This is a genomic window from Bifidobacterium callimiconis (assembly GCF_003952005.1).
Classification (GTDB): domain Bacteria; phylum Actinomycetota; class Actinomycetes; order Actinomycetales; family Bifidobacteriaceae; genus Galliscardovia; species Galliscardovia callimiconis.
Window position 1 is genome coordinate 1 of the sequence record NZ_QXGJ01000023.1, and the last position, 16,231, is coordinate 16,231.

At 62.3% G+C, this 16,231-nt stretch carries 9 protein-coding genes and 2 tRNA genes; 6 read left to right on the forward strand and 5 right to left on the reverse strand.

All coding sequences use genetic code 11. From position 1 onward, the window contains the following. Positions 1 to 444 precede the first annotated feature (444 nt). On the reverse strand, positions 445 to 2,244 hold the full coding sequence (locus D2E23_RS11250) for a threonine/serine exporter family protein (protein WP_240541621.1): 1,800 nt from the start codon (positions 2,242 to 2,244) through the stop codon (positions 445 to 447). A gap of 281 nt (positions 2,245 to 2,525) precedes the next feature. On the opposite strand from D2E23_RS11250, the gene D2E23_RS11255 reads away from it, so the two are divergent. From D2E23_RS11255 to D2E23_RS11270, 4 genes are all read left to right on the forward strand, one after another. After that, positions 2,526 to 5,285, forward strand: a complete 2,760-nt coding sequence (locus tag D2E23_RS11255; RefSeq protein ID WP_126030988.1) for a phosphoenolpyruvate carboxylase — start codon at positions 2,526 to 2,528, stop codon at positions 5,283 to 5,285. 334 nt (positions 5,286 to 5,619) lie between these two features. Further along, positions 5,620 to 6,246 (forward strand): carbonic anhydrase, encoded by a 627-nt coding sequence (locus D2E23_RS11260; RefSeq protein ID WP_408606662.1) that lies wholly within the window; start codon positions 5,620 to 5,622, stop codon positions 6,244 to 6,246. Positions 6,247 to 6,410: 164 nt separating this feature from the next. After that, on the forward strand, positions 6,411 to 7,835 hold the full coding sequence (locus D2E23_RS11265) for a hemolysin family protein (protein ID WP_126030989.1): 1,425 nt from the start codon (positions 6,411 to 6,413) through the stop codon (positions 7,833 to 7,835). A gap of 270 nt (positions 7,836 to 8,105) precedes the next feature. Next, on the forward strand, positions 8,106 to 8,585 hold the full coding sequence (locus tag D2E23_RS11270) for a Dps family protein (protein ID WP_126030990.1): 480 nt from the start codon (positions 8,106 to 8,108) through the stop codon (positions 8,583 to 8,585). Between the two features lie 339 nt (positions 8,586 to 8,924). Here the strand turns inward: D2E23_RS11270 and D2E23_RS11275 are convergent, their stop codons facing one another. Continuing rightward, entirely contained in the window at positions 8,925 to 9,698 is a 774-nt protein-coding gene (locus D2E23_RS11275; RefSeq protein ID WP_240541613.1) for a M48 family metallopeptidase, read from the reverse strand. Positions 9,699 to 9,941: 243 nt separating this feature from the next. Here D2E23_RS11275 and D2E23_RS11280 point away from each other — a divergent pair. Further along, positions 9,942 to 10,015: transfer RNA gene (locus tag D2E23_RS11280), tRNA-Ile, on the forward strand. A 49-nt stretch (positions 10,016 to 10,064) separates the two neighbouring features. Continuing rightward, positions 10,065 to 10,137, forward strand: a tRNA-Ala gene (locus tag D2E23_RS11285). 470 nt (positions 10,138 to 10,607) lie between these two features. Here the strand turns inward: D2E23_RS11285 and D2E23_RS11290 are convergent. The 3 genes from D2E23_RS11290 to D2E23_RS11300 form a co-directional block, all read right to left on the reverse strand. Further along, positions 10,608 to 11,612 carry an AEC family transporter gene (locus D2E23_RS11290; protein ID WP_126030991.1) on the reverse strand — a complete coding sequence of 335 codons (1,005 nt, stop codon included), beginning with the start codon at positions 11,610 to 11,612 and terminating at the stop codon, positions 10,608 to 10,610. Positions 11,613 to 12,464: 852 nt separating this feature from the next. After that, on the reverse strand, positions 12,465 to 14,147 hold the full coding sequence (locus tag D2E23_RS11295; RefSeq protein ID WP_240541612.1) for an MDR family MFS transporter: 1,683 nt from the start codon (positions 14,145 to 14,147) through the stop codon (positions 12,465 to 12,467). A gap of 348 nt (positions 14,148 to 14,495) precedes the next feature. Next, complete coding sequence (locus D2E23_RS11300; RefSeq protein WP_126030992.1) at positions 14,496 to 16,205, reverse strand: DUF5605 domain-containing protein; 1,710 nt, start codon at positions 16,203 to 16,205, stop codon at positions 14,496 to 14,498. Between the last annotated feature and the right edge of the window lie 26 nt (positions 16,206 to 16,231).

Here is a 16,231-nt window from a genome sequence, read left to right on the forward strand (position 1 = left end):
CCCGAACTACCAATGGACCACCAAGTCGGAAGTGAGCGGCATGGGATGAGTCGAGATGGCTGCTCCTGAATGACTCCCCTCAGCCCGCCATACGGCGGACAGCTCCCCTCGGCGGCGAGGGGAGCCAAAGCAGATCAAGCCGACACGGACGACACCATCCCGCCCAACCCGAACTACCAATGGACCACCAAGTCGGAAGTGAGCGGCATGGGATGAGTCGAGATGGCTGCTCCTGAATGACTCCCCTCAGCCCGCCATACGGCGGACAGCTCCCCTCGGCGGCGAGGGGAGCCAGAGGAAAATGGCCCAACGCAGGCAACGCTCCGTTCGCCCCCGAACAGAAAAATCCCATGATGTGTGTGTCATCAAGGCGCGCGGACGAAGGCGTACAAAGGTACGTCGAAGTCCGCAGCAACGCGGATGACACTCCATCATGGGATTTTTCTAGATGTCGTAGCGCCAGGATTTGTCGGTTACTACTCGTGCCATGGCGAGGCCGATGGGCAGGCAGATGATGACCATGAAGGCGCGGAAGGCCCAGTCGAGGGCGTTCTGGGTGTCGAACTGGCCGAGGTAGAACATGGCGCGGTACATGTAGAGTCCGGGGACCATGATGACGATGGACGGCACGGTGAGGCAGATGCGCGGGTAGCCGAGGTGCGGGGGAAGCCAGCCGTGGCGAACGGAGGAGCGCCAGGCGGCGGCGAGGATGCCGGCGAGGAAGGCGCCGATGAAGGTGGCGGCTTCCGGGGGCATGCCGAGGAGGTCCTGGAATTCGAGGCGCAGGGTGTCGGTGATGGAACCGATGAGAGCGGCGACGAGGCACATGCGCTGGGGGGAGTTGAACATGACGGAGAAGCCCCAGACTCCAAGGAAGGCGAAGACGAATCGCAGGAGGCCCGTGACGAGGGGGCTCAGTCCCTGGGGTTCGAATCCCTGGGGGTTGAGGAAGACGATGCGGGCGACGGCCCAGCCCGCGAGCGTGGCCATGAGGATGATGGACAGCGCGTAGGTGAGGCGTTGGATGCCGGAGGGGAAGTCGATCTTGGCGATGTCGAGGCCGCCGGTGATGAGCGGGAATCCGGGGATCACGAAGAGCATGGCGCCGATGTAGGCGGTGTCGTGCGCGAGGGCTATCGGATCGTAGAAGCCGATGAGTCGCAGGGTGCCGGTGCAGGCGAGCGCGGCGACGAAGACGGCGACGAAGGTGACGAAGAACTGGTTGAGGTGCTTGGCGAAGAGCTTGCGGCGCAGCCAGTGTCCGATGCCGGCGCCGACGAATGCGGCGATCATGTCGTAGAGTCCGCCGCCGAGGAGGAACACGAAGGATGCGCAGGCGAGGGCGGAGGCGAAGCCGGCGAATTCGGCGCTGTAGAGCGGCTTGCGGTGTTCGATGAGGTCGAGTCGCTCGTGGGCTTGGCGCACGGTGATGGGTTTGAAGTTGGGATCGGAGGCGTTGGGGGCGAGTTTGCCGACGTGGTCGAAGTGCTGGGCGTATTGGCCGCGCGGCGGATGGTGTTCGCGCTGTTTCCGTGCCTTGGACGGTTTGCCTGGCTTGGCGGTAGCGGCCGGTTCGCTCGTTGTGTCGTGATGCATCTGCTTGACGATGGGGTCGTCGGCGTCGATTTCGCGCTGTCGGTCGATTTCGGCGATGCGCTCCTGCCGGGTGGCGGCGGCCGTGGACTGCATGGGCGCGTCGTCGGGCAGATCGCCAGGCAGATCGCCGTGCCGTGTCTTTGCTTCTTTTTCGGCCTTGCGCATTTCCTTGGACGCTTCCGCGGACAGCTGGGAGACGTCACGTACGTTGAGGTTTTCCACGAGTTTGTCGGAGAGTTCGACGCCGTGGTTGTGGTAGACGGCGGAGTGGCCGAGGTTCACGCTGAACCAGTCGGCGAAGTGTTCGAGCAGCCAGATGCGTTCGGTGTTGACGCCGGTGGTGGGCAGATCGATAACCTCGGTGACGCGGTCCTTATGATCGGTGCAGGATGCTTCGATGTCGGTGAGGTTGACGTCGGCGCGCACGTGCACGCCGAGCGGGTAGGCGATGCGGTGCATCATCTGGCGCACGCGGAAACTTCCCGTGCCGGCGCCGAGGTCGAGCATGCCGACGCGCACGATCACGCTGGCCTTGGCGGCGATTCCGGCGTCGACGATCGGCTTGTCGTAGTCCCGTTCGATGTCTTCCATATCGAGCGGGATGGAGTGGGTGTGGAATTTGGTCACTTTCTCCACGCCGGCCGGCATGGCGGCGCCGTGGAGTGTTCCGTTGTTGTCATGCTTCTTCCCGAAAATCACGACTCCATTTGTACTCTTCCGGGCGGAATTGGAAATGGGAAAATCCACGAAACTGCGGCCGGAACCGTCCATCATGAAAACTTCCCGTAATAAACGCAGGTTTTGACGCAATACAATGGTGGGGCGTCTGTTCACCGGCTTTGGGTTTGGAACGGTCGGCATCAATAACTGCGGAGGAGCCGCAGAACGCCGATAGACGAGCAACCGGTGACGAGGCAAAGGAGGTCTGAATGACAGACGAGACGATCAAAGCCGCCGATTCGGGAATCGTTAGCACCGGAACCGGCACGAAGGGCCCCGAGGAGCAGAATCTTCCTGCCAACCTCGGCAACAACATGGATTTGTTCCTTCGTTTGCTGCGTACGGTGCTGAAGGAGTACGACGGTAATCTGCTGGAGAACTTCGATCAGCTGCTGGAGTACGCCAATGAGGCGACCAGCGGTGAGTTCGGCGGCACCAGCGCGGAATATGAGGATGACGATCCTGAGCAGGCCGGTTTCGAAAAGGCCGTGAAGCTCATCGATTCGGTGTCCGTGGATGATGCCACTCTGCTGGCCCGCGCGTTCACCACATACTTCCATCTGGCGAACCTGTCGGAGGAGAACTACCGCGTCAGCGTTCTGCATGAGCGCGAGAAGCAGGTTCCGGTCGACGCCCCCACCGATCCGATCAACGAGATGACCGGCGCCTACAAGCGCATGATCGAGGAATGCGGACCGGCGAAGGCCAAGGAGCTGCTGGAGAAGCTGGAGTTCCATCCGGTGTTCACCGCGCACCCGACCGAGGCTCGTCGTAAGGCCGTGGAAGGCAAGATCCGTCGCATCGCCGAACTGCTGGAGGAGCGTCCGCGTCTGGGCGGCTCCGATCTGGCGGAGAACGAGCGCATGATGCTCAACGAGATCGACGCCATGTTCCGCACCTCGCCGATCGCGCTGAAGAAGCCGACCCCGGTCGAGGAGGCCGATACGATCCTCGACATCTTCGACAACACGCTGTTCGACACCGTGCCGAAGGTCTACCGTCGTTTCGACGATTGGGTGCTGGGCGACAAGGCGGGCAAGGTTCCGCCGGCATGCCCCGCATTCTTCCACCCGGGCAGCTGGATTGGCTCCGACCGTGACGGCAACCCGAACGTGACCGCCCGTGTGAGCCGTCAGGTGGCTCGCAAGTTCAGCGACCACGTGATTGCCAAGCTCGAGGAGGCCACCCGCGAGGTGGGCCGCAACCTCACGCTGGAGTCCAAGGACACCAAGCCGTGCGCCGGCCTGCTGAGCCTGTGGAGCCACCAGCGCGAGATGAGCGAGCGTCTGACCGAGAAGGCCGAGCTGATCTCCACCAAGGAGCCGCATCGCGCCGTCATGCTGGTGATCGCCGACCGTCTGCACGCCACCATCGAGCGTGATACCGATCTGATGTATCACTCCTGCGATGATTACATCGCCGATCTGAAGACCGTGCAGAAGTCGCTGGCCGACGCCGGCGCCCCGCGTAGCGCCTATGGCCCGCTGCAGACGCTGATCTGGCAGGCCGAGACGTTCGGCTTCCACATGGTCGAGATGGAGTTCCGTCAGCATTCCGTGGTGCATTCCCGTGCTCTCGCCGATATTCGCGAGCATGGTCTGCACGGCGAGCGCGGCGAACTGCAGCCGATGACCCGCGAGGTGCTCGACACCTTCCGCGCGCTCGGTTCGATCCAGCGTCGCAACGGCATCAAGGCCGCCCGTCGCTACATCATCTCGTTCACCAAGTCCGCTCAGAACATCAAGGATGTGTACGAGCTGAACCGTCTGGCGTTCGAGCACCCGGAGGATGCGCCGATCATCGACGTGATTCCGCTGTTCGAGCAGCTGGAGGATCTGCAGAACTGCGTGGACGTGCTTGACGCCATGCTGAAGATCCCGGAGGTGCAGGCTCGCCTGAAGGCCACCGGCCGCAAGCTCGAGGTCATGCTCGGCTACTCCGATTCGTCGAAGGACGCCGGCCCGACCACCGCTACGCTGGCCCTGCACTCCGCTGAGGCGCGCATCGTGGAGTGGGCCGAGGCCAACAACCTCGACCTGACGCTGTTCCACGGTCGTGGCGGCGCCGTCGGTCGTGGCGGCGGCCCGGCCAACCGTGCCGTGCTCGCCCAGCCGCGTGGTTCCGTGAACTGCCGCTTCAAGCTCACCGAGCAGGGCGAGGTCATCTTCGCCCGTTACGGCAACCCGGTGCTGGCCGTGCGCCACATCGAGTCCGTCGCCTCGGCCACGCTGCTGCAGTCCGCTCCGAGCGTGGAGAAGACGAACACGGAGATGACCGCGAAGTACGCCGACATGACCAAGCAGCTGGATGACGCGTCTCACGCGCGCTTCCTGGACCTGCTGAACACGCCGGACTTCGCCCCGTGGTTCTCCATCGTCACCCCGCTTACCGAGGTCGGTCTGCTGCCGATCGGCTCCCGTCCGGCCAAGCGTGGTCTGGGCGCGAAGTCGCTCGACGATCTGCGCACGATCCCGTGGGTGTTCTCCTGGGCTCAGGCCCGCATCAACCTGGCCGCCTGGTACGGTCTGGGTTCCGCATGCGAGCAGTTCGGCGACCTTGCCACCATGCGTAAGGCGTACGAGGAGTGGCCGCTGTTCAGCACCTTCATCGACAACATCGAGATGTCGCTGGCCAAGACCGATGAGCGCATCGCCAAGCTGTATCTGGCTCTCGGCGATCGTGACGATCTGCGCGACAAGGTGCTCAAGGAGATGGCGCTCACCCGCAAGTGGGTTCTCAAGATCGTGGGCGACGAGTGGCCGCTGCAGCACCGTCACGTGCTCGGCCAGGCCATCCGTATCCGCTCGCCGTACGTGAACGCGCTGTCGGTCACGCAGGTGCGCGCGCTGCGTTCGGTGCGTCGTCGCGACGAGAAGAACGAGCTGAGCGAGTCCCAGACCGCGGACTTCATCTATCTGATCCTCTGCACTGTGTCCGGTGTGGCGGCAGGCCTGCAGAACACGGGCTGATCCGTCGCCGGGCTTCCCGGCCGTGAGGAGTGAAAGGACCCGTCACAGGTATCCGTTTTTCCGGATATCCGTGGCGGGTCCTTTCCGTTTCCGGGGTTCCGTGGCCGGACCGGAGCCCGATTGGGTATCGGACCGGTCAGGTATCTGGGTATAACCGGACGGTATTCGACCGGTTCTGGGTGTAACCGCATCATGGAGACGGTCAGAACGGTGTCCTCATGATGCGGGTACACCCAGATTCGATTGGAATGACCGTCCGACACCGCCGGCTTGTCGGCGCGCGCGGGTTTCATTATTGACAGATCATCGTCGATGGAGGTGCAGCATGGCACAGATGAATGAGCATGACGGACTTGACGGACGTACCCGCGCGGACGCGGCGTGGAGCCGCATGCTGGCGGGCAACCGCCGTTTCGCCGAAGGCAAGGCCGAACACCCGTGGCAGGATCGCGAGACCCGAGAATCGCTGATCGACGCGCAGACGCCCGACGCGGCGGTATTGTCCTGCTCGGATTCGCGCGTGCCGCCGGAGATCATCTTCGACGAGGGACTAGGTGATCTGTTCACCATTCGCACCGCCGGCGAAGTGGTGGACGACGCCGTGCTCGAATCGCTGGAATACGCGGTACTGCATCTGCACGTGAGCCTGATCGTGGTGATGGGACATCAGAACTGCGGTGCGGTGGCCGCGGCCATGAAGGTGCTGGCCGGCGACGAGAACGCGGAGGACGAAGGATTCCGTTCGATCCTCATGCGCGAGGTGGGCGCGTCCGCACGACTCGCCATGGACTCCGATCTGGATACCGCCGAAGACGTGGAGCGCATCCATGTGGCGCAGACGCTCGAGGCGCTGGTCACCGATTCCGCGGTGATCCGCGAGGCCGTGCATTCCGGTGCGGTGTCGCTGGTGGGCGCGCGATACAAGCTTGACGACGGCAAGGTGGAGGTGCTGTCGTTCTAGGAAGACTGGTCGCCATAGGCTTTTGGGTCTCTCCTCCCCTCAGTCAGCTTTGCTGACAGCTCCCCTCAGCGAGGGGAGCCGGAATGCGATCGTGATTCGCTGACGGCTTCTGCCGGCGGGGGAGCAGGTAATCGGTCGTAAGGAGCCTCGGATAGGGTGGAGCCATGTCACTTGGTTTGAATATCCTGCTGATTTTCGTCTTTCTGGTCATCGGCGCCATGTTCTCCGGCACCGAGTTGGCACTGGTGAGTCTGCGTGGATCGCAGATCGAACAGATGGAGCAGGAGGATGCCCGAGGCGCTCGTGTGGCGAAGATCGCCCGCGACCCGAACACGTTCCTGTCCACCGTGCAGATCGGCGTCACGCTGTCCGGCTTTCTTTCGGCATCGTTCGGCGCATCGTCCATCGCGCCGTTCTTGATCCCGCTGGTCGAAAGCTGGGGCGTGCCGACGTTCGTGGCCAATCCGCTCATCACGATCGGTCTGACGCTCGTCATCTCCTACTGCTCGATCGTCATCTCGGAAATGGTGCCCAAGCGCATCGCCATGCAGAAGACCGAGGCGATCGCCCGCGCCGTGGTCCCCGCGATCGACGTGTTCGCCACGATCTGCCGGCCGATCATCTGGCTGATCGGCAAGAACACGAACGGCATCGTACGTCTGCTCGGCTTTGATCCGAACGAAACCGAATCCGAAGTGTCCGACGACGAGCTGCGCGTGCTCGTGTCGTCGAACACGAACCTCAGCAAAGACGAGCGTGTGATCCTCGACGACGTGTTCGACGCGTCCGAGACGATCGTGGCGGAGGTCATGCGTCCGCGCGCCGACGTCGTGTTCATCGACGGCGACATGCCGCTCGACAAGGCCGCCGACTTCGTGCACGACATGCCGTACTCGCGATACCCGGTGATCGGCAAGGACTTTGACGACGTACTCGGCTTCGTGCACGTGCGCGATCTGCTCGACGTGCGCAACAAGCAGGCGAAGACCGTGGCCGACGTGACGCGTGAAGGCATCTCGCTGCCCGGCACGTCGAAGCTGCTGCCCAGTCTGTCGCTGCTGCGCAAGCGCGGCATTCATCTGGCCATCGTGATCGACGAATACGGCGGTACCGACGGCATCGTGACGCTGGAGGACATGACCGAGGAGCTCGTGGGCGACATCCGCGACGAATACGATCTGCCCGAGGAGTCCGGCGGCAAGAAGCCCGCTTCGGCGTTCGTCGGCGGTGTGGCGCGCATCGACGGCGGCATGACGATCGAGGACTTCGACGAACTCACTGGCATCGAACTCGAGGACGGCCCGTACGAAACCGTGGCCGGATACTTCCTCGCCAAGACCGGCGAAATGGGCAAGGTGGGCGCCGTACTGCACTCCGACGACGGCTACGACATGGTCATCACCGAAGTGGACGGCCGCCGAATCCAGACGATCGAGGTGCGACGCAGCGACGCCGACGGCAACGAAGATCACGATGCGCACGACGATGCCGGACACGAGTCCGGATCAGAGCACGACGCCGGATCCGTCACCAGCACGAAACCCGCTCATGACGGGCCATTCGTCGGACCGGATGGACTGGTTAGGTAATCAGACAACGGGGATCAACGTCCCGCCACCGGTCGAGACCAATAACCACAACGTTGTAGCCGATCTCGGCCGGGCACCGCCACTCATGTCAGACACTAGGGAACGTCATCCGGACACAGTATTCAGGTCTGCCATCCGGGTATGTCGTTAGACAACGAAAATTCTCGCACACCTATAATTGGGATCAACGTTGGACCAATGAAGCCCAACGTTGTGGCACCAATCCGAAACCGATCAATCCATAAACCGCAAACGCAAAGGGGAATCATCATGACGCTTCCGTTCACCGTCCCTGGTCTGAGCGAAGAGCAGGCCGAGAAGTCCATCGCCATTCTGCAGAACCGCCTGAGCCAGGAGCAGGAGGCCGCGCTGGTGCTCAAGCATGCGCACTGGAACGTGACCGGACCGAACTTCATCGCCGTGCACGAGATGCTCGACCCGCAGGTCGAGGTCGTGCTGGCACAGGCTGACGAGACCGCCGAACGCATCGCCACGCTGGGTGGTTCGCCCGACGGCACGCCCGACGCGATCGTGCGCAACCGCTCGTGGAAGGGGCTTGACCTCAAGGGCCGCGCCTCCACCGAGGAGTACATCAAGGCGCTGATCGACTACTACGACGTGTTCATCACCGACGATCGCAAGGCCATCGCCGAACTCGACGAGCTGGACGTGGTCAGCTCCAACATCGTGCAGGATCACGTGCAGGCGCTGGAGCTGTTCCAGTGGTTCCTGCGCAGCCACATCGCGTAGGGGCCAATCGGCTCGCGAACTCTCACTTGCGACGAACCCGCAGCTGAGCACGTTCCCCGGTGCGGGTTCGTCGTATCTGCGTAACAAACCCGCAGCGGACGGCTACCCATACTGCGGGTCCGTCACGCACGTAATATGAACCCGCAGTGAGGGCCATGCTTCAGTGCGGGTTCGTCATAATGCCGCAGCAAACCCGCACGTAAGGAGACGCTTCGGTGCGGGTTTGACGCGCGTATGTGCCAAACCCGCACCGAACCGGATCGCACGGGACTGATTCGGTGTGCGGATGCGGTGAATGAGCGCCGTCCGTCGATGAACGGGGCACATACCACGCACCCATCACACCAGTTGGTTGAGTTCGCGACGCAGACGCCGCCATTCGGGCAGATACGCGGTCATGCGGCGGCGGAATCCCTCGCCGTGACCGTGCTCCCACAGATGTGTCAGCTCATGCACCAGCACGTATTCCAGATACCGTTCGGGCAGATACGCCAGTTCGAGATTGAGACGAATACGACCGGTGGCCGGCGTGCATGATCCCCATCGCGACGTCATCGCGCGCAACGAGACGTTCGTGGGAGCCTTGCCGACGATCGGCGTCCACTTGCGCAGCAGTTCCGGCAGACGCGCGTTGATGACCGCCTTGGCCCAGGTTTTGCGTTCCGCACTCCATGGCGCGCCGAACGGGGGACGAGGGGTCGCCGGAATTGCGGTATCCGTTTGGCGATGATTCGGCTGATATCGATTCAGCCGGCCACGAGGATCGTCGTCGTTCTTGTGATTATCGACGTCCGCGCCGCGTCCGTTCTGACCGGTATCGGACGGACCGTTACCGAACGGATTCGTATGTCCCGCATATCCATCGTCAGGGACGCGGCCGAATCGTGCGGCATGATCAAGGATCCGCCGCTGAGCCTTGTGAATCCACTGCCGTCGGGAACGCACGAACTCCTCGATCTGCGTATGGCTCATCCGCACCGGAGCAGTGATTTCGACACGACCGTCCGGCGGCTTGATCCGCAGGTATATGTTTTTCACGACCTTGCGCGCGACCCGGATATGCAGGTCGCCCATATCCAGGATCTCCACGGCAAGCGTTCGACGACCGGCCATTGCGACTCCTTTCCGATTTTTTGGTACGTATCAGTACACGTCGCGTCCGTACGCGGATCACCGCCGACGGATCGCATCTCATTCCGCGCGGAAAATCTCCGTATCGGGACGGTGAATCGTCGACGCGGTGCCGAGATTTCACCCTCAAACCCGCATAGAATAACGCGACACGCCGATATTGGACATACCGACAACCTATCGCTATAGTAATTGCTTGTGCGATTTCGAGATTGCACATGGATCGGGCCCGTAGCTCAGGTGGTTAGAGCGCATCCCTGATAAGGATGAGGTCGGAGGTTCAAGTCCTCCCGGGCCCACACAGAGAAGACAGCGGCTTTTCGGGCCGCTTTTTTTCTCCCAAAAACTGGGGCATTGGCGCAGCTGGTAGCGCATCTGCTTTGCAAGCAGAGGGTCGCCGGTTCGAACCCGGCATGCTCCACATATATGAAGGCTTGGAATCGTTGAGATTTCAAGCCTTTTTTGTTTTTACGCGCGCCGCCCACGTTTGGTTCCCCTAGTCCCCACGTTCGGCGCGGGGCGGTTGTTTTCGTGGGTCTTGGGGCACGCAGAGGGCACGTAACGGTGCATGGACGGTGCAAGTGTGTGATTGCAGGGGAGCGACGGGAATACGCGAAGTGGAATGCACCTGATCCGGAGGCACTCGAACCGAGGGGACATAACCAGCGGGATGTCTATTGGAGGCGAAAGCACCGGATCCCTCCCCTCAGTCAGCTGTCGCTGACAGCTCCCCTCCAAGGGAGGGGAGCCAGAAGAGGTTGTGGCTGCATCCGGTGTCACGGATCAGGATGCTTCCCACGCCATCGGAGGAAGCATGCGTACACGATTACACGGTCAACCGTCAGCATGCTTCTGGTTCTCCTCAGAGAGGGGAGCCAGAAGCGGGGGCGATCAGACCGGGATTACGAGGTTCGCGACGGTCATGGCGATCAGGCCGAGCGTGCCGGTGGTTGCTAGGCACAGACCGGCCAGGCGTGCGTTGCCGAGCACGCGGTCGGTGAACAGCGTGGAGAACACGCCCACCGGGGCGAAGCACACGAAGATCACGGCCTTGCGGATCTCCGGATCCACCGGCAGGATGAACCAGGCCGCGGCGGAGAAAATGAACGCGAACGCCCAGCGCCACGCAAACACGACGGCCAGCGGCTTGACGTCCTTCATGCCATGCGGCACATCCATGAGCATGCCCACCATGAACATGGAACAGAACGCGTTGGCGTTCGAGAACGGCTGCAGCACGGTACCCACCCAATGCGGAATCGCGAAGCCGGTGATCATGAACACCAGCATGAGCATGTATGTCATGAACGCGGCTGATGAGTAGAAGTTGCGGGCAATGCGACGGAGGTTCGCTCTGCGCTGGAGTCGGCGCGCATCCTTGTCCATGACCTTGCGCGGCGGACGCGGGCCGAGCGGGCGCGCCTGCTCCTCCGGGGTGAGCGGACTGGTGTCGTCGATGCGCAGCAGCTGCGTGGTCACGGCGTTCATACCGGCCGACATCATCACCGAGTTGCCGATATCGAACATGACCACGGCCACGGCAGGGCCAGGACCCATAAGCGCCTGCACCACGGGCAGCGCGAAACATCCGATGTTGAAGCCGGAACCGTTGAGCATGTAGAACGCGCGATTGCCAAGCGGCGTCTTGCCCGTGAACAGGTAGATGGTGAGGATCGGGATGACCGAGGCACAGAAGCCGAACAACGCCACCCACAGCAGACGCAGATCATGCTCGTTATTGATGAACGACACGACCACGGCGGCCGGCAGCAACAGATTGAACACGATCTTCTGCATGATCTTGTAGTCGTCGGACTTCACCCAACCGATGCGCTTGAACGCATAGCCCAACAAGATGATGCATAGGAACACCACCGGCTCAATGATCTTCTCCATATAGCCTCCCACGGTCCGCACGCAGTCCGTTCGTCATTCGTCGTATCGCTTCGGTTTTCCGACCGATCGTCTCGGTCGGGCGTCCCGACTGTGGGGCGTGGGCCGGACGGTGGTCCAGACAGTAATACGGTATACCGATACACCCCCGGCGTCACGGAGGTAACCACTATTTTCCATAATCGAGGGGCTCCGGGCGTGTGCGTGCGACGGCGGACGGGCGTCAAGGAAGCAAATGTGGCGGCCTCGAAAGCGACGTCACATAATCGCCACGAATTGCCCAGAGAAATCCAAGGCTTTGACATCCTTGCGCCAAGAGTCATGCGGTTATATAAGAACTGTCAACGGATACAACCGCTGGTGAGGTTCCACTCGGAACCTGATAACTGAACCCTTCTTCTCTCTTCCTCTCTCTACCCCGGCGCCCAACCCGCCGGGGTTCTCTTTTTTCGGAGCTGCTTCCCGCCTTGGGAGCCGCATACGGCGCATGCGCCGACTTTCAGGCCCACGATTTCACCGGTTTCACCACCTATCGTGAAGTCGTGTAGTTCTTTACTGTTTTGACGAGATGATATCTACCGATTTGGAGGTCTTTCCGTTTACAGGCAATATGACGTGCGGCACGCTATTCAATAGCTAGTAGCCATAAGCAATCATTTCTTGCACAATAATGCGCAATTCCAGCGTCCGGCTACTTGGCAAAGGACCTCCAAATCGAAGGTTATGTTCCCGCAATGGCTCGAAAAGACCTCCAAAACGGGGAATAGCCTCATTCCATGGCTCGGATACGGCGCAATGAACCCGACACCGGCTGGCATCGCCGGTGCCGGCAGTTTTGCGCAACGGGCAGAACGGTCAGCGATGAGCCCGCACGCGGACCTCACGGATGCGCTGCAACGCACCATGCGCGGTGCCGGCGCCCTGGCCTCGCACCCCGAATACTGCGATCAGCACCATCGCGATGCACAGCATGCCGCTGATGCGCAGCACCCACTGGATACCGAAGATGCTTGCGGCCACGGCCACATCCGCGCCGCCGCCAAGCGCCGCCTTGCGCGCCGCCGCCATCGTCTCCATAAGGATGACCAGCACCGGGGCTCCCATGGCACCGGCGATCTGACGCGCGGTGTTCGTGACGGACGACCCAGCCGAAACGTCCTCCGGATCCAAGCAATTCAGCGACCACGTGGTGACGGGCATGAGAACAAAGCCCATACCGATCTGGCGCGTGAACTGGCAGATCGACACCCACCAGATCCACGAATGCATGGAGATCAGACTCATGGCGAACGTACCAAGCGTCAGGATCACACTGCCGGTGATCACCACCGGCCGCGCACCGAACTTGTCGAGCGCCTTGCCGCCGAAGAACTGCGTGATGGCCATGCCGATCGCACCGGGCATCATGATCAGGCCGCTGAGCGTGGCGGAGTAGCCGCGATCGTTCTGGATGTAGAGCGGCATGATCACCATGATCGAGCTGAACGCGAAGAACGCGATAGACGCGATGATGGTGCCAATCATGAACCCATGGTTCTTCAGCACGTGCAGGTTGAGCAGCGGCTTGTCGCGGCGCAGCTGGCGCGCCACGAACCAGATGATGCCGAGCACACCGATCGTCATGGGCAGCCAGGTCATCGGATGCGTGATGGGGAAGGCCTCGATGTTCGTGAAGCCGAACATGAGACCGCCGAAGCCGAAGATCGACAGCATCACGGAGAAGAAGTCGGCCTTGACCGACGGGTCATGCGCACCGAAATTGTGCAGTCCCAGCACGGATGCGGCAAGGCTGAGCACGCCGATCACGGTGAGGGTGAGGAAGATGGAACGCCAGCCGCCCATATCGGTCTGCCAGCCGCCGAGGGTGGGGCCAAGCGCCGGCGCCACGCTCATGGCCAGACCCACCGTACCCATGGCCATGCCGCGCCGGGAGAGCGGATAGATGGAGAACACGGTGATTTGCAGCACCGGCCACATCACGCCCGTGCCGATGGCCTCGAGCACGCGTCCGGCCAGCAGCAGCAGGAACGTGGGCGCGGTCCACGCGAGCGCCGATCCGATCGTGAACACGACCATCGACGTGATGACGATCTGCCGCGTGGAGAAGCGTTTGGTGAGGAACGCGGTGAGCGGCACCATCACGCCCATGACGAGCTGGAATACGGAGGTGAGCCACTGGCCGGTGGTCACGCTCACGTGGAATTCGGTGACGATCGACGGCAGCGCGGAGCTGAGCTGCAGCTGCGTGAAGTTGCCGATGAACGTGATGAACGTGAGGATCGCCAAGGAGAGGAACGCCGTGCGAGTGAGGTGCCCGTCCTGATAGGAGTCGGCGCTGGTGAGGGTGCGGGACGCACCGCGGATTCCGCGGGTCGCCGACGAATCGTTGTTCGGCAATGGCGTTTCGACCGTCGACGTGTCGTTCGCGGTCGATTCCGTCCTGCCCATGGAGCCACTCCTGTGGCCGCCCATGGATCCGTCGCGGTCGTTGCATTCGTCGTGCTTGTCGAATTCGTTGCGTTCATCAGAGTCTGCCATGCCGTCTCACCTTCCCTGTCTACCTGTCTGCCGCCTCTTGCGCCGATCCGTCGGCGTCTGTCGTCGTGCGTAGGGCAGTCTTGTCGTGAGGCCGGATAGGCCGGAGCGCATGCCGCCGCTGTCATCGCATGGTCATCGTGCACGGGTCGGTCTGTCGGTCACCTGTTTGACCGACGCAAGTACTCTACTCTTGTTCATGACAAACGGCCCGCTCGTTTCCGGATTTATCCGTCAGCGAGATCGGGCCGTTCATACTTTGGCGTGACCTTTAGTGTGATCGCACTAGAACCTCATACCTTAGTGTGATCACACTAGGAGTGCTCCAGACAAGAGTATTCCAGACAGCGGCTACGCGCGCTGGATACGCACGGCCATGTACTGGCGGCCGCCGAGGTCGGCGCGCACGGTGCCGGCGTAGGTGCCGGGCAGACGGTCGATGGTCATGTTCCACGTGTCGATCACATCGACCGTATATTCGCCGCCTGCGGGCAGGTCGAACTCGCGGTAGAGCTGCTGATACCAGCCGAAGTACACGAGCTGCCAGTCGGTGCCGGCGCGCAGCACGGGCACGTCCCAGAATTTCATGGCCTTTTCCATGGCGCCATTGAGCGGCTGCGAGGCGTCGACCGGGTTCACGCTCCACACGTCCTCCGGCGCGGTGTCGGCGTCCAACGGACTGGCGGCGCGCGGTGCGTTTTCGAAGATGCCACGCATGAACGCGATGCGTGCGGGGGTTTCGCCGTGCAGCGTGCCGCCGTGCGCCCACCAGATCTGGTCGCCCTTGTCGATGAACGATTCGCCGTGCGTCACGGTACCGCAGCGCATCAGGCCTTCCCAGTAGCGGCGCATGAGCTCGGTGGCGGGCAGGCTGCCCCAGCCCCAGTAGATGTTGCCTTCGTAGCCGGGTTCGTCGCACACCACGGGCTTGCCGTACTCCCTGCGCCAGTCGGCGATGCATTCGGTGGTGCGGGTCACATCCACGCGCTGGATGGAGCAGTGCGTGCACCACGGCTCGTTGTAGTCGTACACGGTCACGCAGTTGTGGATGGAGCGCAGATGACCGAATGCGTCGTTGGCCATGACCACGCGCGCGTACGTGCGCCAGTCCTCGAGCGACTTCTGCGGCATGAGGTCGTATTCGTTGGCGAGCGACCACCACACGTTGCGGTAGGCGCCGTAGCGGCGGGCCATGTACGTGAGATACATGATGTCGGCTTCGCGGCTCATCTTGGAGAAGCCCCACTCGGGCTTGTCGTACGGGTGCAGCAGGATGATGTCCGCCTCGATGCCGAGCGCGCACAGCTGGCCGATGCGGCGGTCGAGGTTGGAGAACAGCTCCTCGTTGAAGCGCGTATGGTCGAAGCCGTTCTCCATGCTGCCCTCGTAGGCGAAGACGTCGGGGTCGGCGTTGTTGAAGTCGTAGAACTTGGGGAACACGCACATGCGGATCTTGTTGAACGGCGCGGCGACGAGGGTTTCCACGGTCTGGTCCTGCACGGCCTGGCTCTGGCTGGTCCACGCATAGCAGGTGGTGCCGAAGGGCATGTAGCGGATGCCGTCCTCGTAGCTGAACTGGAACCTGAGCTCGCTGCCGGCGGGGTCGGTTTCGGTGGCGCTCGTTGCGGCGCGGTGGACGTCGGTGGCGCGCAGCACACGGCCATGATTGTTCTCGCCGGCCGGGTCAGCGATCAGCGTGCCGGAGAGGGCGTTCAGTGACGGGTCGGCGGCGCTGCGCGTGACGTAGCGCCATTCACCTTCCTCGAGCGGCATGAATCGGATGGCATAGTCGCCGTTGCCGCGGTAGAAGCCGCCGACGGTGATGGTTTCGCCGGTGGCGGCACTGGTGAAGTCGGCGGACAAATCCACGTCGACGTACGGATTGCCGTCGGACGTGCCGGCGAGCGCGATCTCGAAGAGACCGTAGCGTTCAACGTGGGGAGTCGTTGCATTGGCAGGCGATTCGACGGCCGCGGGCTGCGGGGAGACGCGCACGATGGCGATCGGATCGACGGGAGCAGAGGCGACGGCGTTGGCTACGGTCGGCGTGGTGGTGGTCATGATAGGTTCCTCCTGCTGATGCCGGT

What these genes read in the sequence shown, in the direction of transcription:
- D2E23_RS11250 (WP_240541621.1), bottom strand. Translation starts at nt 2,244, where the DNA reads ATGCCGGCCGGCGTGGAGAAAGTGACCAAATTCCACACCCACTCCATC.
- D2E23_RS11255 (WP_126030988.1), top strand. Translation starts at nt 2,526, where the DNA reads ATGACAGACGAGACGATCAAAGCCGCCGATTCGGGAATCGTTAGCACC.
- D2E23_RS11260 (WP_408606662.1), top strand. Translation starts at nt 5,620, where the DNA reads ATGAATGAGCATGACGGACTTGACGGACGTACCCGCGCGGACGCGGCG.
- D2E23_RS11265 (WP_126030989.1), top strand. Translation starts at nt 6,411, where the DNA reads ATGTCACTTGGTTTGAATATCCTGCTGATTTTCGTCTTTCTGGTCATC.
- D2E23_RS11270 (WP_126030990.1), top strand. Translation starts at nt 8,106, where the DNA reads ATGACGCTTCCGTTCACCGTCCCTGGTCTGAGCGAAGAGCAGGCCGAG.
- D2E23_RS11275 (WP_240541613.1), bottom strand. Translation starts at nt 9,698, where the DNA reads ATGGCCGGTCGTCGAACGCTTGCCGTGGAGATCCTGGATATGGGCGAC.
- D2E23_RS11290 (WP_126030991.1), bottom strand. Translation starts at nt 11,612, where the DNA reads ATGGAGAAGATCATTGAGCCGGTGGTGTTCCTATGCATCATCTTGTTG.
- D2E23_RS11295 (WP_240541612.1), bottom strand. Translation starts at nt 14,147, where the DNA reads ATGGCAGACTCTGATGAACGCAACGAATTCGACAAGCACGACGAATGC.
- D2E23_RS11300 (WP_126030992.1), bottom strand. Translation starts at nt 16,205, where the DNA reads ATGACCACCACCACGCCGACCGTAGCCAACGCCGTCGCCTCTGCTCCC.